At 71.8% G+C, this 25018-nt stretch carries 21 protein-coding genes; 7 read left to right on the top strand and 14 right to left on the bottom strand.

What is annotated here, in order from left to right; genetic code table 11:
* Positions 1–19: 19 nt before the first annotated feature.
* The 3 genes from ABZ904_RS06465 to ABZ904_RS06455 all read right to left on the bottom strand — a co-directional run bounded on the left by ABZ904_RS06465 (position 20) and on the right by ABZ904_RS06455 (position 7175).
* Positions 20–1483 (bottom strand): glutamate synthase subunit beta, encoded by a 1464-nt coding sequence (locus tag ABZ904_RS06465; protein ID WP_360989301.1) that lies wholly within the window; start codon positions 1481–1483, stop codon positions 20–22.
* Positions 1476–6074 carry a glutamate synthase large subunit gene (gene gltB / locus ABZ904_RS06460; protein WP_359389532.1) on the bottom strand — a complete coding sequence of 1533 codons (4599 nt, stop codon included), beginning with the start codon at positions 6072–6074 and terminating at the stop codon, positions 1476–1478. The genes ABZ904_RS06465 and gltB overlap by 8 nt, the downstream gene beginning before the upstream one ends.
* A gap of 369 nt (positions 6075–6443) precedes the next feature.
* Positions 6444–7175, bottom strand: a complete 732-nt coding sequence (locus ABZ904_RS06455; RefSeq protein ID WP_359389347.1) for a VIT1/CCC1 transporter family protein — start codon at positions 7173–7175, stop codon at positions 6444–6446.
* Positions 7176–7443: 268 nt separating this feature from the next.
* Here ABZ904_RS06455 and ABZ904_RS06450 point away from each other — a divergent pair, with 268 nt between their 5' ends.
* Genes ABZ904_RS06450 through ABZ904_RS06425 form a run of 6 tightly spaced genes read left to right on the top strand, consistent with a single transcriptional unit; the run spans position 7444 to position 14777 of the window.
* Positions 7444–9084, top strand: coding sequence for an ADP-ribosylglycohydrolase family protein (locus ABZ904_RS06450; protein WP_361821508.1), 1641 nt, complete (start codon positions 7444–7446; stop codon positions 9082–9084).
* Positions 9081–10211 (top strand): ADP-ribosylglycohydrolase family protein, encoded by a 1131-nt coding sequence (locus ABZ904_RS06445; RefSeq protein WP_361821505.1) that lies wholly within the window; start codon positions 9081–9083, stop codon positions 10209–10211. The genes ABZ904_RS06450 and ABZ904_RS06445 overlap by 4 nt, the downstream gene beginning before the upstream one ends.
* A 7-nt stretch (positions 10212–10218) precedes the next feature.
* Positions 10219–11373 (top strand): ADP-ribosylglycohydrolase family protein, encoded by a 1155-nt coding sequence (locus ABZ904_RS06440; RefSeq protein WP_359389340.1) that lies wholly within the window; start codon positions 10219–10221, stop codon positions 11371–11373.
* A gap of 1 nt (position 11374) precedes the next feature.
* A complete protein-coding gene (locus tag ABZ904_RS06435; RefSeq protein ID WP_361821502.1) occupies positions 11375–12748 on the top strand; it encodes an ADP-ribosylglycohydrolase family protein in 1374 nt (457 codons plus the stop codon).
* Positions 12745–13935, top strand: a complete 1191-nt coding sequence (locus ABZ904_RS06430; RefSeq protein WP_359389334.1) for a CoA transferase — start codon at positions 12745–12747, stop codon at positions 13933–13935. Before ABZ904_RS06435 ends, ABZ904_RS06430 begins: the two co-directional genes overlap by 4 nt.
* Positions 13936–13943: 8 nt before the next feature.
* On the top strand, positions 13944–14777 hold the full coding sequence (locus ABZ904_RS06425; protein WP_359389529.1) for a CoA ester lyase: 834 nt from the start codon (positions 13944–13946) through the stop codon (positions 14775–14777).
* 73 nt (positions 14778–14850) lie between these two features.
* On the opposite strand, the gene lgt is transcribed toward ABZ904_RS06425, so the two are convergent.
* The 11 genes from lgt to hisI all read right to left on the bottom strand — a co-directional run bounded on the left by lgt (position 14851) and on the right by hisI (position 24217).
* Entirely contained in the window at positions 14851–15942 is a 1092-nt protein-coding gene (gene lgt, locus ABZ904_RS06420) for a prolipoprotein diacylglyceryl transferase (RefSeq protein ID WP_359389331.1), read from the bottom strand.
* 118 nt (positions 15943–16060) lie between these two features.
* Positions 16061–16837 (bottom strand): thioredoxin domain-containing protein, encoded by a 777-nt coding sequence (locus ABZ904_RS06415; RefSeq protein WP_359389328.1) that lies wholly within the window; start codon positions 16835–16837, stop codon positions 16061–16063.
* A 119-nt stretch (positions 16838–16956) separates the two neighbouring features.
* Positions 16957–17772, bottom strand: coding sequence for a tryptophan synthase subunit alpha (gene trpA, locus ABZ904_RS06410; RefSeq protein ID WP_359389325.1), 816 nt, complete (start codon positions 17770–17772; stop codon positions 16957–16959).
* Positions 17769–19055 carry a tryptophan synthase subunit beta gene (trpB, locus tag ABZ904_RS06405; RefSeq protein ID WP_361821497.1) on the bottom strand — a complete coding sequence of 429 codons (1287 nt, stop codon included), beginning with the start codon at positions 19053–19055 and terminating at the stop codon, positions 17769–17771. Before trpB ends, trpA begins: the two co-directional genes overlap by 4 nt.
* A gap of 227 nt (positions 19056–19282) precedes the next feature.
* Entirely contained in the window at positions 19283–19474 is a 192-nt protein-coding gene (locus tag ABZ904_RS06400; RefSeq protein WP_361821495.1) for a hypothetical protein, read from the bottom strand.
* 78 nt (positions 19475–19552) lie between these two features.
* Entirely contained in the window at positions 19553–20362 is an 810-nt protein-coding gene (trpC, locus tag ABZ904_RS06395; RefSeq protein WP_359389317.1) for an indole-3-glycerol phosphate synthase TrpC, read from the bottom strand.
* 178 nt (positions 20363–20540) lie between these two features.
* Positions 20541–20999: a DUF2752 domain-containing protein gene (locus ABZ904_RS06390; protein ID WP_359389314.1), complete on the bottom strand. Its 459-nt coding sequence runs from the start codon at positions 20997–20999 to the stop codon at positions 20541–20543.
* Between the two features lie 102 nt (positions 21000–21101).
* Positions 21102–21341, bottom strand: a complete 240-nt coding sequence (locus ABZ904_RS06385; protein WP_359389311.1) for an HGxxPAAW family protein — start codon at positions 21339–21341, stop codon at positions 21102–21104.
* Positions 21342–21502: 161 nt separating this feature from the next.
* Complete coding sequence (locus ABZ904_RS06380) at positions 21503–22132, bottom strand: TIGR02234 family membrane protein (protein WP_359389309.1); 630 nt, start codon at positions 22130–22132, stop codon at positions 21503–21505.
* A 178-nt stretch (positions 22133–22310) separates the two neighbouring features.
* Positions 22311–23804 (bottom strand): anthranilate synthase component I, encoded by a 1494-nt coding sequence (locus ABZ904_RS06375; protein ID WP_360989278.1) that lies wholly within the window; start codon positions 23802–23804, stop codon positions 22311–22313.
* 11 nt (positions 23805–23815) lie between these two features.
* Positions 23816–24217 carry a phosphoribosyl-AMP cyclohydrolase gene (gene hisI, locus ABZ904_RS06370; RefSeq protein ID WP_359389302.1) on the bottom strand — a complete coding sequence of 134 codons (402 nt, stop codon included), beginning with the start codon at positions 24215–24217 and terminating at the stop codon, positions 23816–23818.
* Positions 24218–24299: 82 nt separating this feature from the next.
* On the opposite strand from hisI, the gene ABZ904_RS06365 reads away from it, so the two are divergent.
* The gene (locus tag ABZ904_RS06365) at positions 24300–24935 is read left to right on the top strand and encodes a TIGR03085 family metal-binding protein (RefSeq protein WP_361821488.1); all 636 of its coding nucleotides are present in this window, start codon (positions 24300–24302) and stop codon (positions 24933–24935) included.
* Positions 24936–25018: the final 83 nt, after the last annotated feature.

Genomic DNA, 25018 nt, shown 5'->3' with positions numbered 1-25018 from the left:
CGGGACGTGGATGGGGCCGTCAGACCGCCAGACTACGGTCCGTGGGACGGATCGGGGCGGGCAGGTCGCTGGCGCCCGTGAGGAAGCGGTCGACACCGCGGGCGGCCGAGCGGCCCTCCGCGATCGCCCACACGATCAGGGACTGGCCGCGGCCGGCGTCGCCCGCCACGAACACGCCCGGAACGTTGGTCTGGAAGTCGGCGTCGCGAGCGATGTTGCCACGCGCGTCCAGCTCCAGGCCGAACTGCTCGACCAGGCCGTTCTGCTGGTCCGTGCCGGTGAAGCCCATGGCGAGGGTGACCAGCTGCGCCGGGATCTTGCGCTCGGTGCCCGGCTTCTGGGTCAGCTTGCCGTCCACGAACTCGACCTCGGCCAGGTGCAGCCACTGCACATTGCCGTCCTCGTCGCCCTCGAAGTGGGTCGTGGAGGCCGAGTAGATGCGCTCGCCGCCCTCCTCGTGGGCCGAGGTGACCTTGTAGAGGACCGGGAAGGTCGGCCACGGCTGGCTGACCGGGTGCCGCTCGTCGTTCGGGCGGGGCATGATCTCCAGCTGGGTGACGGAGGCCGCGCCCTGGCGGTGGGCGGTGCCGACGCAGTCCGCGCCCGTGTCACCGCCGCCGATCACGATGACGTGCTTGCCCTCGGCCGAGATCGGCGAGGTCACGTAGTCGCCCTCCTGCACCTTGTTGGACAGGGGCAGGTACTCCATGGCCTGGTACACACCCTTGAGCTCGCGGCCCGGGACCGGGAGGTCACGTGCGGTCGTCGCGCCCGCGGCGATGACCACGGCGTCGTACCGCTTGCGCAGGTCCGTCGCCTTGAGGTCGTGGCCGATCTCGACACCGGTACGGAAGCGGGTGCCCTCCGCGCGCATCTGCTCGATACGGCGGTTGATGTGCCGCTTCTCCATCTTGAACTCGGGGATGCCGTAGCGGAGCAGACCACCGACACGGTCCGCGCGCTCGTACACCGCGACCGTGTGGCCGGCCCGGGTCAGCTGCTGGGCGGCGGCGAGACCCGCCGGGCCGGAGCCGATGACCGCGACGGTCTTGCCGGACAGGCGCTCGGGGGCCTGCGGCTTGACGTCACCGCTGTCCCACGCCTTGTCGATGATCGAGACCTCGACGTTCTTGATGGTGACCGGCTGCTGGTTGATGCCGAGCACGCACGCCGACTCGCAGGGCGCCGGGCACAGGCGGCCGGTGAACTCCGGGAAGTTGTTCGTGGCGTGCAGCCGCTCGGAGGCCTCGGTCCAGTCCTCGCGGTAGGCGTAGTCGTTCCACTCGGGGATGAGGTTCCCGAGCGGGCAGCCGTTGTGGCAGAACGGGATGCCGCAGTCCATGCACCGGCTGGCCTGCTTGCTGATGATCGGCAGCAGCGAGCCGGGAACGTAGACCTCGTTCCAGTCCTTGACGCGCTCACCCACCGGACGGGACGTGGCGACCTCGCGGCCGTGCGTCAGGAAGCCCTTGGGATCAGCCATTGGTCGCCGCCTCCATCATCTTCTCGGTGATCTCGGTCTCGGAGAGACCGGCTCGCTCGGCGGCGTCCTTGGCGGCGAGCACTGCCTTGTACGTGCTGGGAATGATCTTGCTGAAGCGCTCCACGGAGACGGGCCACTCCGCGAGGAGCTTCTCGGCGACCGTGGAACCGGTGTCCTCGGCGTGGCGGCGCACCACGTCGTGCAGCCACTGCTTGTCCGTGTCGTCCAGCGGCTCGATGGAGCCCTGGTTGCCGGCGTTGACGTTGTCGCGGTCCAGGTCGACGACGTAGGCGATACCGCCCGACATGCCGGCCGCGAAGTTGCGGCCCGTGGGTCCGAGCACCACGGCGTGGCCACCGGTCATGTACTCGCAGCCGTGGTCGCCCACGCCCTCCGACACCACGAGCGCACCCGAGTTGCGGACGCAGAACCGCTCGCCCGTACGACCGCGCAGGAACAGCTCACCGCCGGTCGCGCCGTACGCGAGGGTGTTGCCCGCGATCGTCGAGTACTCGGCGAGGTGCTCGGCTGCGCGGTCCGGGCGCACGATGACCCGGCCGCCGGACAGGCCCTTGCCGACGTAGTCGTTGGCGTCGCCCTCCAGGCGCAGCGTGATGCCGCGCGGCAGGAAGGCGCCGAAGGACTGGCCCGCCGAACCCGTGAAGGTGATGTCGATGGTGTCGTCGGGCAGGCCCGCGCCGCCGAACTTCTTCGTCACCTCGTGGCCGAGCATGGTGCCGACCGTGCGGTTGATGTTGCGGATCGCGACCTGGGCGCGCACCGGCTGGGCGTCGGCCTGGGAGTTCGCGGCCAGCGCGTCGGCGGCGAGCTTGATCAACTCGTTGTCGAGCGCCTTCTCCAGGCCGTGGTCCTGGGCGATCACCTGGCGGCGCACCGCGCCCTCCGCCAGTTCGGGCACGTGGAACAGCGGCGCCAGGTCCAGGCCCTGGGCCTTCCAGTGGTCGACGGCCCGGGTGACGTCGAGCGCCTCGGCGTGGCCGACGGCCTCCTCGATGGAGCGGAAGCCCAGCTCCGCGAGGAGTTCGCGGACCTCCTCGGCGATGAACTGGAAGAAGTTCACGACGAACTCGGCCTTGCCGGTGAAGCGCTCGCGCAGCACCGGGTTCTGCGTGGCGATGCCGACCGGGCAGGTGTCCAGGTGGCAGACGCGCATCATGATGCAGCCGGAGACGACGAGCGGCGCGGTCGCGAAGCCGAACTCCTCTGCGCCGAGCAGCGCGGCGATGACCACGTCACGGCCGGTCTTCAGCTGACCGTCGGTCTGCACGACGATCCGGTCGCGCAGGCCGTTGAGCAGCAGGGTCTGCTGGGTCTCGGCGAGACCGAGCTCCCAGGGACCGCCGGCGTGCTTCAGCGACGTGAGCGGGGAGGCGCCGGTGCCGCCGTCGTGACCGGAGATCAGGACGACGTCCGCGTGCGCCTTGGAGACACCCGCGGCGACCGTGCCGACGCCGACCTCCGAGACCAGCTTCACGTGGATCCGCGCCTGCGGGTTCGCGTTCTTCAGGTCGTGGATCAGCTGGGCCAGGTCCTCGATGGAGTAGATGTCGTGGTGCGGCGGCGGGGAGATCAGGCCGACGCCCGGCGTCGAGTGCCGGGTCTTGGCCACCCACGGGTAGACCTTGTGGCCGGGCAGCTGGCCGCCCTCGCCGGGCTTCGCGCCCTGGGCCATCTTGATCTGGATGTCGTCCGCGTTGACCAGGTACTCCGAGGTCACGCCGAAGCGGCCGGAGGCCACCTGCTTGATCGCGGAGCGGCGGGCCGGGTCGTACAGGCGGTCCGGGTCCTCACCGCCCTCACCGGTGTTGGACTTGGCGCCCAGCTGGTTCATGGCGACGGCGAGCGTCTCGTGCGCCTCCTTGGAGATGGAGCCGTACGACATGGCGCCGGTGGAGAAGCGCCTGACGATCTCGGAGACCGGCTCGACCTCGTCGATGGAGATCGGCGCGCGGCCGGACTTGAAGCCGAACAGGCCGCGCAGCGTCATCAGGCGCTCGGACTGCTCGTTCACGCGGGACGTGTACTTCTTGAAGATGTCGTAGCGACCGGTGCGCGTGGAGTGCTGGAGGCGGAAGACCGTCTCCGGGTCGAACAGGTGCGGCTCGCCCTCGCGGCGCCACTGGTACTCGCCGCCGATCTCCAGCGCGCGGTGCGCGGGAGCGATGCCGGAGGCCGGGTAGGCCTTGGCGTGGCGGGCGGCGACCTCCTTGGCGATGACGTCGATGCCGACGCCGCCGATCTTGGTGGCCGTGCCGTTGAAGTACTTGTCGACGAAGGCCTCGTCCAGGCCGACGGCCTCGAAGACCTGGGCGCCGCGGTAGGAGGCGACGGTCGAGATGCCCATCTTGGACATGACCTTCAGGACGCCCTTGCCGAGGGCGTAGATCAGGTTGCGGATGGCCTTCTCGGTCTCGATGCCCGGCAGGAACGTCCCTGCGCGGACCAGGTCCTCGACGGACTCCATCGCCAGGTACGGGTTGACCGCCGCGGCGCCGTAGCCGATCAGCAGGGCGACGTGGTGGACCTCGCGGACGTCACCGGCCTCGACCAGCAGGCCCACATGACTGCGCTGCTTGGTACGGATGAGGTGGTGGTGGACGGCCGCGGTGAGCAGCAGCGACGGGATCGGCGCGTGCTCGGCGTCCGAGTGGCGGTCCGACAGGACGATCAGGCGGGCGCCGTTCTCGATGGCGGCGTCGGTCTCCGCGCAGATCTCCTCGAGACGCGCGGCGAGGGCGTCGCCGCCACCGGAGACCCGGAACAGACCGGAGAGCGTCGCGGCCTTCATGCCGGGCATGTCGCCGTCGGCGTTGATGTGGATGAGCTTGGCCAGCTCGTCGTTGTCGATCACCGGGAAGGGCAGCACGACGCTGCGGCAGGAGGCCGCGGTCGGCTCCAGCAGGTTGCCCTGGGGGCCGAGCGACGAGCGCAGGGAGGTGACCAGCTCCTCGCGAATGGCGTCCAGCGGCGGGTTGGTGACCTGCGCGAACAGCTGAGTGAAGTAATCGAAGAGCAGACGCGGACGCTCGGACAGCGCGGCGATCGGCGAGTCGGTGCCCATCGAGCCGATCGGCTCGGCGCCGGCCTTGGCCATCGGCGCGAGGAGGACGCGCAGCTCCTCCTCGGTGTAGCCGAAGGTCTGCTGGCGGCGGGTGACCGAGGCGTGGGTGTGCACGATGTGCTCGCGCTCGGGCAGGTCGCCCAGCTCGATCTCACCGGCCTCCAGCCACTCCTGGTACGGGTGGGCCGCGGCGAGCGTCGCCTTGATCTCGTCGTCCTCGATGATGCGGTGCTCGGCGGTGTCGACGAGGAACATACGGCCGGGCTGCAGCCGGCCCTTGCGGACGACCCTTGCGGGGTCGATGTCGAGGACGCCGACCTCGGAGCCGAGGACGACGAGGCCGTCGTCGGTGACCCAGTAGCGACCTGGGCGCAGACCGTTGCGGTCGAGCACGGCGCCGACCTGGGTACCGTCGGTGAACGTGACGCAGGCGGGGCCGTCCCAGGGCTCCATCGTCGTGGAGTGGAACTGGTAGAAGGCGCGCCGGGCCGGGTCCATGGAGTCGTGGTTCTCCCACGCCTCCGGGATCATCATCAGCACGGAGTGCGGCAGGGAGCGGCCGCCGAGGTGCAGCAGCTCGAGTACCTCGTCGAAGGACGCGGAGTCCGAGGCATCCGGGGTGCAGACCGGGAAGATCCGCTCCAGCTTCTCCTGGGGGCCGAACAGGTCGGACACCAGCTGCGACTCGCGGGCGCGCATCCAGTTGCGGTTGCCCTTGACCGTGTTGATCTCGCCGTTGTGCGCGACGAAGCGGTACGGGTGGGCGAGCGGCCAGCTCGGGAAGGTGTTGGTGGAGAAGCGCGAGTGGACCAGCGCGATGGCCGTGGCGAAGCGGCGGTCGGACAGGTCCCGGAAGAAGGGCTCCAGCTGGCCGGTGGTGAGCATGCCCTTGTACACGATCGTGCGCGCGGACAGCGACGGGAAGTACACGCCGGCCTCGCGCTCGGCGCGCTTGCGCAGCACAAAGGCCTTGCGGTCGAGGTCGATGCCCTTGGCGGCGTCTCCCCCGGTGACGAAGAGCTGGCGGAAGGCGGGCATCGTGGAGCGGGCGGCCGCGCCCAGCAGCTCGGGGGCGACCGGGACCTCGCGCCAGCCGAGGACGGTCAGGCCCTCACCGGCCGCGATCGTCTCGATTTGCGAGACGGCCTCGGCGGCGCCCGGCTCAGGCAGGAAGGCGATGCCGACGGCGTAGGCGCCCGCCTCGGGCAGTTCGAATCCGGCCACCTCACGGAAGAAGGCGTCGGGCACCTGGGAGAGAATGCCGGCACCGTCACCCGAGTCGGGCTCGGAGCCGGTTGCACCGCGGTGCTCCAGGTTGCGCAGTACGGTCAGCGCCTGCTCGACCAGCCCATGGCTCGCCTCGCCGGTGAGGGTGGCCACGAACCCGACGCCGCAGGCGTCGTGCTCGTTGCGGGGGTCGTACATACCCTGCGCAGCAGGGCGAGCATCCATGAACGACCAGTTCTGGCCATTCGCGGAATGCTGGGACGGCTGGCGCGGCGTACGCATCGGCTCTCCCGTCGTCGTCATGTGGCATATGGCAGTGCCGAGGGACGACGTTGGCCCTCTGCGAAAAAATTTCGTGCAGGTTACATGATGGAGCGCTTCTCGGGAACCGGATAGATCGTTCCAGCATGCGGACGCCACCGGCACGTTGCACGGGTTTCACGTGCGGCGAAGAAAGGGAGGCGTTTGCGGACAGATCAGTGTCCGAAGACCCAGGGTACGGCAGGCTTCATCGCCCACCGCTGTGCAGTGCGGTGCAGGCGTCGTTGCCCGCGGCGCTTACGGCTCATGCCCGCTGGTTAAGCAGTCGAAACCGCCGAGTAACAGTGGGGCGGCTACTTATGCGGTCCCTCGCATAGGTCGCCCCGCGCGTCATCCTATGGCGGTACCGAACAGGCTGCCCAGGAGGTAGGTCACACCTGCGGCCGCGCCTCCGAGGGCGAGCTGCCGCAGACCGCTGTACCACCAGCTGCGTGTGGTCACCTTGGCCACGACCGCGCCGCACCCGAAGAGACCGGCGAGGGCGAGCAGCACGGCGGGCCACAGGGCGTGGGCGCCGAGCAGATACGGCAGCAGGGGCAGAAGGGCGCCGAGCGCGAACGAGCCGAAGCTGGAGACGGCGGCCACCGTCGGGGAGGGCAGGTCACCCGGGTCGATGCCGAGTTCCTCGCGCGCGTGAATCTCCAGGGCCTGCTCGGGGTCCCGGGAGAGCTGCTTCGCGACCTCCCGGGCGAGCGCGGGGTCGACGCCACGCGCCTCGTACAGCGCCGCCAGCTCCTCCTGCTCGTCCTCCGGGTGCTTTCTCAACTCACGACGCTCGACGTCGAGTTCGGCCTCGACCAGCTCACGCTGGGAGGCGACCGACGTGTACTCGCCCGCAGCCATGGAGAAGGCGCCTGCGGCCAGGCCCACGAGCCCGGTGATGATGATGGTCTGCTGACTGACGGAGCCACCCGCGACACCGGTCATCAGGGCCAGGTTGGAGACCAGGCCGTCCATCGCACCGAAGACGGCCGGGCGCAGCCAGCCACCGTTCACATCGCGGTGGGTGTGGTTGTCGCGATGCGCCTCGTGCAGCGCCGCCTCGGTCTCGATGATGGCCATGCCCGGTCCCCCAAAAGATGCTGGATTGGACTGCTTCCACTTTTCGACAACAACGAAAGTACGTCGGAAATTGCCTCGCCGCCAGCAAGGAAAGGCTGGGCTAACCTGCGCTTTTACCTACTCTTGCTCATACGAGTATGGGCCTGCACAGATGTCGGTCGGGTGATGCTGGGGCCTGTGAGGCTCTGCGGAACCGCTCCCGTGGCACAGATCCGCAAAGGGGTTCCACACCCCGGAACAGGGGGGTGCCCGAAAGGAGAGGCACCATATGGCCATCGCCTGCATTCCCCCGGCCCCGGCGCCCGGCGACGCCGCCGGACTGCGCGAACGGGCGCGCGGCGCACTGCTCGGCCTCGCCGTGGGGGACGCGCTGGGGGCTCCCGCCGAGAACCTCAGGCCGTCCGAGATCCGCGCCCGCTGGGGCCGCATCACCGGCTATGTGGCCGAGCGGCCCTCCGGCACGGACGACACCGAGTACGCGATCTTCTCGGGGCTGCTGCTCGCCCGGCACGGCTCGGCGCTGACCGTGGCGCATGTGGAGGCGGCCTGGCACCAGTGGATCGCGGACCGGGACGAGGGGCCGTTCCGCGGTGCGGGGTTCAGTGAGCGGGGCACGCTGGAGAACCTCCGCCGGGGCCTTGCCGCGCCCATCACGGCGCAGCACCGGCACGCCTGGAGCGACGGTCTCGCCATGCGTGCGGCGCCCTTCGGCGTCTTCGCCGCGGGCCGTCCCGCGGAGGCGGCCCGGCTGGTGGCGATCGACGGCTCGGTGAGTCACGAGGGAGAGGGCATCTACGGCGGCCAGGCGGTCGCCGCCGGGGTCGCGGCGGCGATGGCGGGCGCGCCCACGGTCGCCGTGGTGGCCTCGGCCCTCGCGGTGGTCCCCGACGACTCGTGGACGGCCCGCTCCCTGCGCCGCGCAGTCGCCGCCGCCCACCGGGGCGCCCGCGCGGTGCGCTCCGCGGTCGTGATCGGCGGTTACCCCTGGACCGACCTCGCCCCGGAGGCGGTGGCCCTGGCCTTCGGCGCGTACGCGGCGGCCGACGGCGACTTCACGAAGTCGGTGCTCACGGCGGTCAACATGGGCCGTGACGCCGACACCACGGCGGCGGTCGCGGGCGCCCTCGCGGGCGCGACCCACGGGATCTCCGCGATCCCGGCCGAATGGGCGGCGGCGATCGGCCCGGCGCGGGGGAGCTGTCTGCCCTCCATGGAAGGCCACCACGTCCTGGACGTGGCGGAACTGCTGACGCCCGAGGACGGGGACGGGAAGTGGGGAGCGGCCATCGCGGGGCTGTGGGGCAGGGGGACAGGCGTACGACCCGGCGGCCGGGTACGCCGCGAGGGCCACGCCCGGCGCGAGGGCGGCCCCGCGCGGCGCGGGGACACGGTGCGGGCCGGCGATGCGGTGCGGGACCGCGGTCCGGCGGGGCCGGGGAATCCGGCGCGGCGAACCGGCCGCACACGACGGGCCGACCCCGCGCGCCGCGGCGGCCCCACGCCACCGGCGGGCACCGCGGAACCCGACGAACACACAGAACTCGTCGGTGCTGGAGAATGCGAAGAACCCCTTGGCACCAAAGAGCCCGGAAAACCCGTCAGCCTCGTTGAACCCGGGGATCCCGCAGAACCCATCGGCACCATAGAGCCCGAAAAACCCATCGGTCTCACGGAACCCGGGCATCCTTCGGAACCCGTCCGCGACCTCACCGAACCCGGCGATCCCACGGAACCCGGCGATCCCGCCCCGGCGGCCGACCCCGCGAGTCACGGCCGCGCCGCACGCCCCGGCGGCCCCCTCCCCCCTCGCGGCCCCGCGGCGCGCGTCCCGCGAAGGCAGTCCGGTCCCACGGTCCGCGAGGTGGCGGCGTACGTGGAGGTCCCGGACGAGGGCGAGGTCAAGCCGTGAGCGGCTCCGCGGCCCCGCGTCGTATCGAAGGCCTCCTGCTCGGGCTCGCCGCGGGCGACGCCGCCGGATGGCCCGCCGCCCGGCACCGGGCCGCCCGTATGCCCGAGTGGACCCGGCGGCTGACACGGGAGCTGGACACCTTCGCGGAGCAGAACGCGACCACCACGCTGCCGGTCCCGATCGCCCTCAACCAGCCGCCGGAGCCGCTCAGGCTCGGGCCCTCGGACGACGCCGAGTGGGCGGCGTTCGCGGCTCATGCCGTGCTGCGGGCCGGGGACGGCAGCGCGCTCGGCGACCTGGACCGGCAGCGCAGGATGCGCGCGGCCATCGATCTGTCCTGGAACGAGATCGCCGGCGAGGTCTCCGCCGCGGCCGACCGGGCCCCCGAGGTCGAGTCGGCACGGCTGACGCTGCGCGCCCGTATCTCCGTACGCGCGGGTCTCGGCAACCTCGCCACCGGTCTGCGCCCGCCCGCCACCGGCCACGACAATCCGCACTACTTCGACGACGCGGCCTGCGTCCGGGCCTGCGTTCTCGCCGTGGCGCACCCCGGAGAGCCCCGGCTCGCCGCCGAACTGGCCGAGTTCGACGCCCGCTACACCCAGGACGGCGACGGGGTGCACGGTGCCCGCGCCATGGCCGCGGCACTCTCGCTCGCCCTCAGCGGTGAGCCCGTGGACGCGTGTGTGGCCGCCGCACTCGCCGAGCTTCCCGAGTCCACCGAGATCGGGCGCAACGCCCGGCACGCCCTGAAGCTGGCCCGTGACAGCGACGGGGCCTTCCCGGTGGTCCCGCAACTGGAGCACCAGATCGTCGACCACGTCTACAGCTACGGCATCGCGGCCGCGGAGACGGTCCCGGTCGCACTCGCCCTGGCCACGGCCGCGCGCGGCCGGATCGCCGAGGCCGTGCCCGCCGCGGCCTGCCTGTCGAGGGTCGCCGACTCCGCCCCGGCCCTCGCGGGCGCGCTCACCGGGGCACTCGGCGGCGGCCAGACGGTGCCGTCCGCCTGGCGGGACGCCTGCCGCACCCTCTCCGGCTGCGCGCTGCCCCGGCTCACCGGGACCGACCTCGTACACCTCGCCGAACTGCTGGAGACGACGGAACTGACCGGCCCAGGTGGATGATTCGGACATGACGCCCATTTCTGACGAGACGGTCCCTCTGGACGAACGCATCACCGGCGCCCTGGTCGGCGCCGCCGTCGGCGACGCCCTCGGCGGGCCCGTCGAGGGCTACTCCCCCGACCAGATCGCCGAACGGCACGGCGGACGCGTGCACGGGATCGTCGGGCCCTGGCACGGCGACGACTGGCGCACGGCCCGCCCTGTCGCCCCGTACCACAAGGGCGACGGTCACATCACCGACGACACACTCATGACCCATGCGCTGGTACGGGTGTACGCGGCCGTCCGCGACCACCTCGACGCGTACGCGGTCGCCCGGCACCTGGTCCCCGACCTGATGACGAATCCGCGCTGGATCCCGGAGCTGGAGACGGAGGCGATCCCCCTCCAGCGGATCTTCCTCGCGGAGAAGTGGCTGGTGGCCCGGCTGCACTACGGCCATGCCGACCCCCGCGAGGCAGGCGTCGGCAACATCGTCAACTGCGGTGCCGCGATGTACATGGCGCCGGTCGGCCTGGTCAACGCGGCCAATCCGGCGGGCGCGTACGCCGAGGCACTGGACGTGGCGGGGGCGCACCAGTCGTCGTACGGCAGGGAGGCGGCCGGTGTCTTCGCGGCGGCCGTGGCCGCGGCGTGCGAGCCGGGCGCGACCCCCGACTCGGTCGTCGCCGCATGCCTGTCCCTCGCGAAGGACGGGACACGCGCCGCCATCGAGACGGTCTGCGACGCGGCCTCCCGCTACTCGGACTTCGAATCGGCACTCCGGCCGCTGCGGGAGGCGGTGGCGCCGTACGACACGGTCGGCCCCGACTACCGCGCGCCGTCCCTCGGTGCCCGCCGCCCCTCGCGGCTGCACACGATCGAGGAACTCCCGGTGGCGCTGGGCATGATGATCGTGGCCCGCGGCGACTACCGCCACGCGGTGCTCGGCGCGGTGAACTACGGCCGGGACTGCGACTCCACCGCGACGATGGCGGGGGCGATCACCGGCGCCCTGGGCTCGGAGGTCCCCGAGTACTGGGCGAAGGCGGTGGCGGAGGCGAGCCGTCTGGACCTGCACGCCCCGGCACTGACCCTCACCGAGGTCACCCGCGAGATCTTCGCCCGCGACGTGAGCCGCCGCCGCGCCCACGAGGCGGCGTTCGCCGGGATCGGAGGCTGAGGTGCTCCGACTGACCTGGGTCCAGCCGGAGGACCTCCTCGGGCATGAACTGCGCCAGGCGGAAGAGGACGGCCGGGAGCCGTCGGCCGTCGCGGCGCGGTGGGCGGCGGCACGCGGCCCACTGGCCCCGCGGCGGGCAGGCGCGTCACCGGAGCCGGCGTCGCCGTACCTGCGGCTGCTCGCCAACGACCTGCTGGACGAACTCGCGGATCTGCCGAGCGGGCTGGCGGAGCACGAGCCGACGGACCTGGAACGGATCAAGGCGCTGTGCCCGGCGTGGCCTCGCTCCCGGACCACGGACGCGCATGCCGCCGGACCGGCTTCGGAGGCCCGCCTGGAAGCCGCCTGGCTCGGCCGGGCCGCCGGCTGCCTCCTCGGCAAACCCGTGGAGAAACTGCCCTTGGACGCTATCCGTCAACTGGCCCGAGCCACCGGCAACTGGCCCCTATCCACATGGTTCACGGCTCACGGAGTCCCCGAGGACCTGCTCGCCGCACACCCCTGGAACCGCCGCTCCGCCACCACCTCCCTCGCCGAGAACATCGACGGGATGCCCGAGGACGACGACCTCAACTACCCCCTGCTCAACCTGCTGTTGCTCGCTCGCCACGGCAGGGCCTTCACCACCGTCGACGTGGCCCGGCTCTGGCTCGACGAGATCCCCGCCGGCCGGACCTTCACCGCCGAACGCGTCGCCTACCGCAACCTTCTCTCCGGCATCGAACCCCCGCACACGGCCCGCCACCGCAACCCGTTCCGCGAGTGGATCGGCGCCCTTATCCGCGCCGACGTCCACGGCTGGACGAACCCCGGCGATCCGGTGACCGCGGCCGAACAGGCCCATCGCGACGCGACTCTCACGCACACCGCGAACGGCGTCTACGCCGCGATGTTCACCGCGGCCACCATTGCCGAGGCGGCCACCGGCGCCCACGACGTGCACCACTGCCTGACCACCGGTCTCACCGTCGTCCCGCCCGCCTCGCGTCTGGCCCGGGCCGTCCGCCAGGCGATCCGGCTGGCCGGCTCGACCCGGGACTTCGAGGCCGTCGTCGACGAACTCCACGCCGTCCACGGCACGTACCACTGGGTGCACGCCGTCCCCAACACCGCCCTGATCGCCGCCGCGCTCACCCACGCCGACGGCGACTTCACCGGCTCCGTCTGCGGGGCCGTGTCCGGGGGCTGGGACACCGACTCGAACGGTGCGACGGCGGGCAGCGTCGCGGGCCTGCTCGCCGGACACCCGAGGCGGCTCCCCAACCGCTGGACGACCCCCCTCAAGAACCGGCTGGCCACATCCGTCGGCGACTTCAACGGCATCGGTTTCGACGCCCTGGCCCACCTCACCCACCGGGAAACCCACCGCTCATGACCGCACCCCTCACCGGCCTGCGCGTGCTCGATCTCGCCACCCTCTTCGCCGGTCCCCTCGCCGCCACCCTGCTCGGCGACTTCGGCGCCGAGGTCATCAAGGTCGAGCACCCGGCCAAACCGGACCCCTCCCGCGGCCACGGCCCGTCGAAGAACGGGACGGGTCTGTGGTGGAAGCTGCTCGGCCGCAACAAGCGCACGATGACACTCGACCTCTCCAAGCCCGGCGGCCGCACGACGCTGCTGCGGCTCGCCGGCACCGCCGACGTGATCGTCGAGAACTTCCGCCCCGGCACCCTGGAGAAATGGGACCTGGGCTGGGACGAGCTGTCAGCGGCGAACCCCCGACTGATCCTGGCCCGGGTGACCGCCTTCGGTCAGTTCGGACCGTACGCGCGCCGCCCCGGCTTCGGCACGCTCGCCGAGGCGATGAGCGGGTTCGCGGCCATCACCGGGGAGCCGGACGGGCCTCCGACGCTCCCGCCGTTCGGGCTCGCCGACTCGATCGCGGGACTGGCGACCGCGTACGCGGTGATGACGGCCCTCGCTGCCCGGGACCGCACGGGCACGGGCCAGGTGGTGGACATGGCGATCATCGAGCCGATCCTCACGGTCCTCGGGCCGCAGCCCATCTGGTACGACCAGCTCGGTCACGTCCAGCGGCGCACCGGCAACCGGTCCCAGAACAACGCCCCGCGCAACACCTACCGCACGGCGGACGGCGGCTGGGTCGCCGTCTCCACGTCCGCGCAGTCCGTCGCCGAGCGGGTGATGCGCCTGGTCGGCCGCCCGGAGCTGGTCGAGGAGCCGTGGTTCGCGACGGGCGCGGAGCGGGCCCGGCACGCCGACGTGCTCGACGAGGCGGTCGGCGAGTGGATCGCCCGCCGTCCGCGTGCGGAGGTCCTGAAGGCGTTCGAGGCGGCGGAGGCTGCGGTCGCACCGGTGCAGGACGTCCAGGACGTGATGACCGACCCCCAGTACGCGGCACTGGACACGATCACCACGATTCCCGACGACCCGGAACTGGGCCGGCTGCGTATGCAGAACGTCCTCTTCCGGCTGTCCGCGACGCCTGGCGCGATCCGCTGGGCGGGCCGTCCGCACGGCGCGGACACCAGGGCGGTCCTGACCGAGCTGGGCCTTTCGGACCAGGAGATCGCCGCCCTGCAGACGGAGGGCGCCCTGTGACGGGAAATCTGGCCTTCCCCCCTCTGACCTGGCTCTACGCTCCCGGCGACCGTCCGGAGGTGGTCGGCAAGGCGCTGGTGTCCGGGGCGGACGTGGTGCTGATCGACCTGGAGGACGCGGTCGCCCCGGACCGCAAGGGATACGCGCGTGCGGCGACCGCGGAACGGCTGGCCGAGCGCCCGCCGGTGCCGGTCCATGTACGGGTGAACGCGCTGGACAGTCCCTGGGCGGAGGCGGACCTCGCGGCGCTGACAACGTTGCCCGGCCTGGCGGGTCTGCGTCTGCCCAAGGTCACCTCGCCGTCGGAAGTGGTCCGGGTGGCGGAAGGCACCGCCCGCGCGGAGGGCGGGGCGATCGCTCTCTACGCCCTTCTGGAGACGGCTCTGGGTGTGGAGCGGGCGTTCGCGATCGCGGCGGCCCATCCGGCTGTGCGGGGCATCGCCCTGGGTGAGGCCGACCTCCGGGCGGACCTCGGGGTACGGGAGGACGCGGGACTGGACTGGTCACGGGCGCGCGTGGTGGTGGCCGCACGCGCGGCGGCACTGCCTCCGCCGTCCCAGTCGGTCTACCCGGACACCCGGGACCTCGAGGGCCTGGCGGCGTCCTGCGCCCACGGCCGCGCGCTGGGCTTTCTGGGCCGCGCGGCGATCCACCCGCGCCAGCTCCCGGTCATCGAACGCGCCTACGCGCCCACCGCGGGGGAGATCTCCCGTGCCGAGGAGATCCTGAAGGCGGCGGCCAGGGAGCCGGGGGCCCAGGCGCTCCCGGACGGCCGCTTCATCGACACGGCGGTGGTCAGGGAGGCACAGCGGACGCTGTCACTGGCCCGCAGAAGACGCTGAGGGCCCGGAGCGTCCTGAACACGCCGGGGGCGCCGTATCCGGCGATACGGCGCCCCCGGCGATGTACGGACGCTCAGGCCTTCTTCGCCGACCCCGCTTCGTCCTTCGACGGCTTCGACGTCTCGGAAGCCCCGGTCGTCCCGGAGTCGTCGGCCTTCTCGGAAACCCCGGCGGCCCCGGAGTCCTCGGCGGCCGCAGACTTGTCGGCCGCCTCCGGGTCCTCGGTGGTCCGCGCCGCCTCCGTCTCCGTGGCGGCGGGCTCCGCGTCCTCCGGCTCGGACCCGGCCTTCTTCTCCGGCTCCCCTTCGGCGGAGCCCTCGTCGCTCGCGGGGGCAGCGCCGTCGGTGCTCAGGCCCGCCTCCACGATTTCCTCCCGGCCCGGCCGCAGCCGCGCCGACACCACGATGTAGGCCACGGCGAGCAGGAACACGAGCATCGCGGTCCAGTCGTTCAGCCGCAGGCCGAGGAAGTGGTGCGCGTCGTCGACCCGCATGTACTCGATCCAGCCGCGGCCCACGCAGTAGGCGGCCACGTACAGTGCGAACGCCCGCCCGTGGCCCAGCTTGAAGCGGCGGTCGGCCCAGATCACCAGGAGTCCGACCCCGATGCACCACAGCGACTCGTACAGGAACGTCGGGTGGTAGTAGCCCGGCACCCGGCCGTCCGTCGACGAGGTGATGTGCAGCGCCCAGGGCAGATCCGTCGGCCGTCCGTACAGCTCCTGGTTGAACCAGTTGCCCCAGCGGCCGATCGCCTGCGCGAAGGCGATGCCGGGCGCGACGGCGTCCGCGTAGGCGGGCAGCGGGATGCCCCGGCGCCGGCAGCCGATCCAGGCGCCGAGCGCCCCGAGCGCGATGGCTCCCCAGATGCCGAGTCCGCCCTGCCAGACCTTGAACGCGTCCACCCAGTTACGGCCGTCGCTGAAGTACAGCTCGTAGTCCGTGATCACGTGGTAGAGCCGGCCGCCCACGAGTCCGAAGGGCACGGCCCAGACCGCGATGTCGGCCACCGTGCCGGACCGGCCGCCACGGGCGATCCAGCGCCTGTTGCCGAGCCACACGGCTACGAAGACTCCGATGATGATGCAGAAGGCGTAGCCGCGCAGCGGAATGGGGCCGAGGTACAGCACTCCGCGCGAGGGGCTGGGAATGTAGGCAAGTTCCATGGCAGGAACGACGCTACCTTGCCGGACACGCAGCGTGGCAACCCACCGGGCTACGGGTCCATAACGTAGACCGCCCCCGGTGCCGTGGCACCGGGGGCGTCACTGGACCACAGGCGCCTCAGGACTTGTTCTCTGCTTCCACCAACTGCTTCAGCTTGGCCGGTGTCATCGTCCGGTCCGCGTAGATGTCCTTCCCGCCGAGGAGGACGGTCGGCGTACCGCTGAAGCCGCCGCTCTGGAACGCGGCGTTCGACTTGGTCACCCAGCTGTCGTGCGTACCGTCCTTGGCGCACTTCTCGAACTCGGGGGTCCTCAGCCCCGGGACCTTGTCCGCCAGCTCGAGGAGCTTGCCGTTGTCCGCGTATGTGTCCTGCGTCTCCTTGGGCTGGTTCTGGTACAGCACGTCGTGGTAGTCCCAGAACTTCCCGGCGTCCTGCGCACAGGCCGCCGCGTTGGCCGCGCGGAGCGAGCCGCTGCCGCCCAGATTCCCGTCGATGAGCGTGACGAGGTGGTATTCGATCTTCAGGTGGCCGGCGTCGACCAACTCGTGGATGGTCGGGCGATAGGCGGTCTCGAAGGCCTGGCAGGCCGGGCAGCGGAAGTCCTCCCAGACCGTGAGGGTCGACTTGGCGGTGTCCTGGCCGACCGGGATCGCCAGGCCGTCCTTGCCCGTCGCCCCCGAGGGTGCGGTGGCGGGGCCCGAGGCGCCGCTCTTGCCACTCTTGCCGGCGTTCGCCGCGAGGACGCCCACCACTGTCGCCAGGGCCAGGACACAGACGATCGAGGCGCCCACGATCAGCGTCCGGCGGCGCTTCTCCGCAGTCCTGCGCTTCTCTCGCTCGACCACCAGCCGCTCACGGGCTGCGCGCTTTCCATCACGGTTCTTCTCGCTCACATGTGGCAGAACGAACCGGGGAGGCGCAGCGCGCCTCCCCGGCCCCAGGTCCACCCGTTCGGGTGAGCGATTTTTTCGTCATGGGGGACTTTCGCCCACATGAGTAGTACCGCGAGGTGTCAGGCGTTGCCGCGCACGCCCTCGGCCAGCTCGCCCGCCAGGGTCCGCACGGCCTCGAGGGCGGCGGCCTCGTCCTCCGCGTCCAGCATGCGCTTGACGAACGCCGAACCGACGATCACTCCGTCGGCGAAGCCGGCCACCTCGGCGGCCTGCACGGCGTTGGAGACGCCGAGGCCGACGCAGACGGGCAGACCGGTGGTGGCCCGGGTGCGGCGGACCAGATCCTGGGCCTGCGCGCCGACCGTCTCACGGGTGCCGGTGACTCCCATCAGCGAGGCCGCGTAGACGAAGCCGGAGCCCGCCGCCGTGATCTCGGCGAGCCTCGCGTCCTTGCTGCTGGGCGCCACGACGAAGACCGTGGCGAGCCCGTGCTTCTCGGCGTGTTCCCGCCACAGGGCCGACTCCTGCACGGGCAGGTCGGGCAGGATGCAGCCGGCCCCGCCCGCCTCGGCCAGTTCGGCGGTGAAGCGTTCCACGCCGTAGCGGTCGATCGGGTTCCAGTACGTCATCACGAGCACCGGTTTCCCGGTCGCCTCGTACGCCTCGCGGACCGTGCGCATCACGTCGGCGATCTTGACGCCGCCGCGCAGGGCGATGTCGTCGGCGGTCTGGATGACCGGACCGTCGAGGACCGGGTCGCTGTGCGGCAGGCCCACCTCGACGACGTCGGCGCCGCCGTCCAGGACTGCCTTGACGGCCGCGATGCCGCCGTCGACGGTCGGGAAGCCGGCCGGCAGATAGGCGATGAGCGCGGAACGCCCCTCGGCTCTGGCCGCGGCGAGGGTGTCGGACAGCAGTCGGATGTTCCCGCTCACTTCGCGTCCCCCTCGATCTCGGCGGCTTCGCTGTCGGTGTCCGCGGCGACGGCCGCGTCGGTGTCGTACAGGCCGAAGTAGCGGGCGGCCGTGTCCATGTCCTTGTCGCCGCGCCCGGACAGGTTGACGACGATCAGCCCGTCCCTGCCCAGCTCCCTGCCCACTTCCAGGGCACCGGCGAGCGCATGGGCGCTCTCGATGGCCGGGATGATGCCCTCGGTCCGGGACAGCAGGCGCAGGGCCTGCATGGCCGCGTCGTCGGTGACGGCCCGGTACTCGCCGCGGCCGCTGTCCTTCAGGTACGCGTGCTCGGGTCCGATGCCCGGGTAGTCGAGGCCCGCGGAGATCGAGTACGGCTCGGTGATCTGGCCTTCGTCGTCCTGCAGGACGTAGGAGCGGGAGCCGTGCAGGATGCCGGGCTCGCCCGCGGTGAGCGTGGCCGCGTGCTCGCCGCTCTCGATGCCGTGGCCGGCGGGCTCGCAGCCGATGAGGCGGACGGAGGTGTCCGGGATGAAGGCGTGGAACAGCCCGATCGCGTTGGAGCCGCCGCCCACGCAGGCGATGGCGGCGTCGGGCAGCCGCCCGGCGCGCTCGAGGAGCTGCCGCCGCGCCTCCACACCGATCACACGGTGGAAGTCCCGCACCATGGCCGGGAAGGGGTGAGGGCCCGCCACGGTCCCGAACAGGTAGTGCGTGTGGTCCACGTTGGCGACCCAGTCGCGGAACGCCTCGTTGATGGCGTCCTTGAGGGTGCGCGAGCCGGACTTCACGGCGATGACCTCGGCGCCGAGCATCCGCATGCGGGCGACGTTGAGAGCCTGCCGCTGGGTGTCGATCTCGCCCATGTAGACGGTGCAGTCGAGCCCGAAGAGCGCGCAGGCGGTGGCGGTGGCGACACCGTGCTGGCCGGCGCCGGTCTCCGCGATGACCCGCGTCTTGCCCATCCGCTTGGTGAGCAGGGCCTGACCGAGCACGTTGTTGATCTTGTGGGAGCCGGTGTGGTTGAGGTCCTCGCGCTTGAGGAACACCCGGGCTCCACCGGCGTGTTCGGCGAACCGCGACACCTCGGTGAGGGCGCTGGGCCGGCCGGTGTAGTCGACGAGCAGGGCGTCGAGCTCGCGGGCGAACTCGGGGTCCGCCTTCGCCTTGTCGTACTCGACGGCGACCTCGTCCACGGCGGCGACGAGGGCCTCCGGGATGAACTTGCCGCCGAAGGCGCCGAAGTACCCCTCGGCGCTGGGGACCTGACCTTCGGGGTCGGGAATGAAGAACTCGCTGGGCATGCGCTTACCTCACAGGGGCAGAGCCCCGGTCGGGTGGGTTTCCGGGTGACGTCGGAAGCGTGCGCGCGCTGTCCATGGGGCCGTCTCCCCACGGCGCGGAACCGTCGTGGGCACATGGCCGCACCGCGAGGGCGACCGAGAACGGCGAAGTGGGTGCCGGACTCACCGCGGCCGCAGTGGGCGGACGACGGCAAGGCACCCCAACCGACGGGCGAGGCCCGTTCAGCTCATCGCGGGTGACCGGCGCGCACGGGGCGACGCCATCGCATCCCGTTCACCTGGCCCGGCTCGTCACCGATGACATACCGCACCCGTCGCCCGTGCACCCGCCGCGCGGGGGCACGGCAGCCACGCGGCCAGCACCCACGGGCGAGACGGGCATACGGGTCCCTGGTCGCCACGGTCATCGGAAGCATCATCGACGCCAACCCTACCGGGGCACGGCCGCCCGTGTGACCGCCGGTTCCGGCAGCCACTGGACCGATCCCGGCGTCACGTCAGTCCCGTCCGTGCCGCAGCGCCGGGTGGGCGCCCGCCGCCACCAGGTCGGCGACCGCCGTCTTCGGGTCGCGTCCGGTCACCAGGGACTCGCCGACGAGCACCGCGTCGGCGCCCTCGTTGGCGTACGCGATCAGGTCGTGCGGACCGCGGACTCCGGACTCGGCGACCTTGACGATGGTCTCGGGGATCTCGGGGGCCAACCGCTCGAACGTGGAGCGGTCGACCTCCAGGGTCTTGAGGTTGCGTGCGTTGACGCCGATCACCTTCGCGCCGGCGTCCACCGCACGGTCGACCTCGTCCTCGTCGTGCACCTCGACGAGCGCCGTGAGCCCGATGGACTCGGCGCGCTCGATCAGGGACTCGAGGGCGGGCTGGTCCAGGGCGGCGACGATCAGCAGCGCGAGGTCGGCGCCGTACGCCCGGGCCTCCCAGAGCTGGTACGACGTGACGATGAAGTCCTTGCGCAGCACCGGGATGTCGACCCGGGCCCGCACGGCCTCCAGATCGGCCAGCGAGCCGCCGAAACGGCGCTGCTCGGTCAGGACAGAGATGACGGACGCACCGCCCGCCTCGTAGTCCGCGGCGAGCCCCGCCGGGTCGGCGATCGCGGCGAGGGCGCCCTTCGACGGGCTGGAGCGCTTGACCTCGCAGATCACCTTGACGCCTTCGCCCCGCAGGGCGGCGAGGCCGTCCTTGGCCGCGGGAGCCTTGGCCGCGCGCTCCTTGAGTTCGTCGAGGCTGACGCGTGCCTGCCGCTCCGCGAGGTCGGCACGGACTCCGTCGATGATCTCGTCGAGCACACTCACGCGAGCGGCCCCCTTCCTGACGGTTGATGTTTCAAGAGGCTCACTGGGGGTTGAGCCTTGGTCCTCCGGACCGCCTCGGCGGGCGAAAACCGATGGTCACTGTGATGGTATCCGGAGGAAGGCGTAGGTCTCGCATCCGGTTGACGGCGGTCCCACTACCTGGACATTCGCCGGCTGATCAAGGGTGCAGCCAGCCTCCGAACGGCAAGTTCCGGACAATCGTGAAGACCAGCAGCAGGGCGCCCAGGCTCCACAGGTGCACGGGGCGCAGTTCGATCCGCAGCGGCCGTCCCCGCGCCGCGCGCACCGCCCAGAGGACCCACACCACGGCGAAGAGGAGATAGCCGGCGACGGCCGGGGCGTTGTCCTGAAGTGCCGTCAGAAAGTCACCGTGCACGAAGGCGTGGGCACTGCGCAGTCCGCCGCAGCCGGGGCAGTACACGCCGGTGTAGCGCAGCAGCGGGCAGACCGGATAGTGCCCGGGCTGGTTCGGATCGACCGCCCCGACGTACGCGAAGGCCGCAAGGACGCCCGCGAGCACTCCGGCGGGAACGGCGGTCCGCCGCAATACGGCGGCGGCTCCGGCGTCCGGACGGGCGGGTGTCACGCTGGGGGATTCGGCGTTCACCCCACGCATTGTGCCGGTCCTCCGGTGGAGACGCCCATCGGGCCCGGAAATGCCGGAGGCGGCCTCCGCGCTCATGGACGCGGTGCCGCCTCTCGTGAGCGGTCCGGGAGCTCAGCTCTCCGTGGCGCGCGCGGGCTGGTGCGCCGACTGGGCCTGGTGCTTCGGCTGGCCGAGGCCCATCTGGCGCATGAGGCCGCCGACGATGCCGCCGAGAGCGATGATCACCATGCCCGCCCAGAAGCCGATGGGCTGGGCCATCACGGTGAAGGCGCCCGCGACGCAGAAACCGACGAAGGCGATGATGACACCGGTCCAGGCGGCCGGGGTGTGACCGTGACTGCTGCCCGCCATGACTTGCTCCTCGTTTGCTGTATGTACATGTGTGAGCCGGACGCTCGGCGCCATTCTCCCGTACCCGCACGTATGAGGTGCGCTCGGGGTGGGGCCCGCACCGGGCGCTCGGCATCCGGCACGCTTCTCCCCCGCCGGCCGAGGGGACGGCGGGCCGGCGGTCAGGCGCCTGTCGGGTCCTCGCCCCGGTCGAGGGCCTTCCACAGGTCCTCCGGGCGGTCCGGGTCGACGGGCCTCTCCTTGCGCGGACGAGGGGTGCCGTCGCGCTCGTAGCGGCCCGACATCGCGGGCCAGAGCCGCCCGTAGCGCAGCGCGAGCAGCCCGGCGAAGAGGATCAGCGCGCCGCCGGCAACGGCCACGTAGGGCCAGGCGGTGTACGTGAGCCCGGTGGCGGTCGCGGCCGTGTCGCCGGCCGCCTGCGCGGCCTTCTCGTCGAGCGCCGAGCTGTCCGTGGCGCCGAGCAGCGCCGCGGCGACGGTGCCCGCTCCGGAGAGCGCGAGGAGCCCGGCGACGAGCAGGCGCCCGCCCTTGCGGACCGCGAAGACGGCGACGAGTGCTGCGAGGCCCACTATGGCGAGGGCCGCGGGGACGCCGGTGACGTCGCTGCCCGTGACCTTCAGCGGGAAGTCGCCGCCGGCCACCGCCACGGTTCCCGCCGACCAGCGCTGGCGGGAGGCGAGCAGCGCCACGGCCGCGCCGAGCGCCCCGCACAGCAGGGCCAGGGCGAGGCTGCGGCGGCCGGACCGGTCGGGTGCGGCGGCCTCGTATCGAGGATGAGGTACGGCTGTCACACAACTACTATCACCCGAGCCGCCGGCCGGCCGTCACCCGGGTCGCGTCAAACCATGATCACGCAACTGTCGCGCCATGGCATTCCCGCGAACGTCACATGGAATTCCCAGGAACGGCGAAGGCGCCCCGCCCGGCTGCTCACCGCGGAAGGGCACGGCGGCCTTCACCGGCCGAACGTCACAGTGACACCAGCCGGTTGGCCGTGTGCACCGCGCGAAGCACGGCGGCCGCCTTGTTGCGGCACTCGTCGTCCTCCGCGACCGGGTCGGAGTCGGCGACGATGCCGGCGCCGGCCTGCACGTAGGCCGTGCCGTCCCGCAGCAGTGCCGTACGGATGGCGATGGCGGTGTCGGAGTCGCCCGCGAAGTCCAGGTAGCCGACGCACCCGCCGTACAGGCCGCGCCGGGACGGCTCCAGTTCGTCGATGATCTGCATCGCGCGTGGCTTGGGCGCGCCAGAGAGCGTGCCGGCCGGGAAGCAGGCCGTCAGCACGTCGAAGGCGGTGCGGTCCGCGGAGACCCGGCCGGTCACGGTCGAGACGATGTGCATCACGTGCGAGTACCGCTCGATGGACATGAAGTCGACGACCTCCACCGAGCCGGGCTCGCAGACCCGCCCGAGGTCGTTGCGGCCCAGATCCACGAGCATGAGGTGCTCGGCGCGTTCCTTGGGGTCGGCCAGCAGTTCCTCGGCGAGGGCCTGGTCCTTCTGCGGGGTGGCGCCGCGGGGCCGGGTGCCCGCGATGGGGTGGACCATCGCCCGGCCGTCCTCGACCTTGACCAGCGCTTCCGGGCTGGAGCCCACGACGTCGAAGCCGTCGAAGCGGAACAGGTACATGTACGGGGACGGATTGGTGGCCCGCAGCACCCGGTACACGTCCAGCGCGCTGGCCGTGCACGGCGTCTCGAAGCGCTGCGACGGGACGACCTGGAAGGCCTCGCCCGCACGGATGCGCTCCTTGACGTCCTCGACGGCCTCCTGGAAGTCCTTGCCGCCCCACAGGGCCGTGTACTCGGGCAGTTCCGACGGCGGGAGGACGGCGGGCGGCTGGGCGACCGCGCGGGAGAGGTCGGCCTCCATCGCGTCGAGGCGTGCCACCGCGTCCGCGTAGGCCTCGTCGACGCCCGTCTCGAGGTCGTTGTGGTTGATCGCGTTGGCGATCAGCAGGACCGAGCCCTCCCAGTGGTCCATGACCGCGAGGTCGCTGGTGAGGAGCATGGTCAGCTCCGGGAGCCGGAGGTCGTCCCGCTCCCCGGGGCCGATCTTCTCCAGGCGGCGCACGATGTCGTAGCCCAGATAGCCGACCATGCCGCCGGTGAAGGGCGGCAGGCCCAGGCCCTCGGCGAGGTCCCGGGGGGTGTGCAGGGTCTCGACGGTGGCGCGCAGGGCGGCGAGCGGGTCACCCTGGGCGGGGACGCCGACCGGCGGAGTGCCGAGCCAGTGGGCCTGGCCGTCGCGCTCGGTCAGCGTCGCCGCCGAGCGCACGCCCACGAAGGAGTAGCGGGACCAGGAGCGGCCGTTCTCGGCGGACTCCAGCAGGAAGGTGCCCGGGCGCTCCGCGGCGAGTTTGCGGTAGAGGGCGACCGGGGTGTCGCCGTCGGCGAGGAGCTTGCGCGTGACCGGGATGACACGGCGGTCGGTGGCCAGCTTGCGGAACGTCTCGAGGTCCATGGCGGCCGACCCTACTGATCTGCGGCCGGTACGCAGCGGGCGGAGTCCGCGAGCAGCACGTCGGCCTCGAAGCAGGTGCGGTCGCCGGTGTGGCAGGCGGCGCCCACCTGGTCGACCTTGACCAGCAGGGTGTCGGCGTCACAGTCCAGGGCGACCGACTTGACGTGCTGGACGTGGCCGGACGTGTCGCCCTTGACCCAGTACTCCTGCCTGCTGCGCGACCAGTACGTGCAGCGCCCCGTGGTCAGGGTGCGGTGCAGCGCCTCGTCGTCCATCCAGCCGAGCATCAGCACCTCCCCCGTGTCGTACTGCTGGGCGATCGCGGGGAGCAGCCCGTCGGCGCTGCGCTTGAGGCGCGCGGAGATGGCGGGGTCCAGGCCGCTGGGCCTGTTGGGGTCAGACGTGCCGGTCATGCGGACCATTGTGCCGCGCCGCACCGGCGGGCCGGGCCACCGTCCGGTGGGCGGACCCTTCCCCGGGTCGTACGCTGACTGCATGTCGACCCATGCCAAGCGTGAACGACTTCTCCTCGCCGACCTGTTGGAGGCGACGGGCCCGGACGCCCCGACCCTCTGCGAGGGCTGGGACACCCGTGACCTCGCCGCGCACGTCGTGGTGCGCGAGCGCCGCCCGGACGCCGCCGGGGGCATCCTGATCAAGCAACTCGCGCCGCGCCTGGAGAAGGTGATGGAGGAGTTCGCATCGAAGCCGTACGAGGAGCTGATCCAGCTCATCCGTACCGGGCCGCCGCGCTTCTCGCCCTTCTCGCTGAAGCAGATCGACGAGATGTCGAACACGGTCGAGTTCTACGTCCACACCGAGGACGTCCGCAGGGCGCAGCCCGACTGGACGCCGCGCGAGCTGGACCCGGTCTTCCAGGACGCGCTGTGGTCGCGGCTGGAGCGGACGGCCCGGCTGACCGGCCGGGGCGCGCCCACGGGTCTTGTGCTGCGCCGCCCCGACGGGCAGACGGCGGTCGCGCACCGGGGCACGCCGGTCGTGACGGTCACCGGGGAGCCCTCGGAGCTGCTGATGTTCGCCATGGGACGGCAGCGGGTGGCGGACGTGGAGCTGGAGGGCGACAAGGACGCGGTCGCCCAGGTGCAGGAAGCGAAGGAGCTGGGGATCTGAGAGCTGTTCCAGGCGCGCGCCGGGAGCGCGCGCCTGGAACACGCTCCCGGTCGCCGTGTTCGGCACCGTTGACGGCGGGCCGG

This window comes from Streptomyces sp. NPDC046900 (assembly GCF_040644975.1).
Lineage (GTDB): Bacteria > Actinomycetota > Actinomycetes > Streptomycetales > Streptomycetaceae > Streptomyces.
The sequence above is the reverse complement of the archived record's forward strand: the minus strand, read 5'-3'. Positions and strand labels throughout refer to the sequence as shown.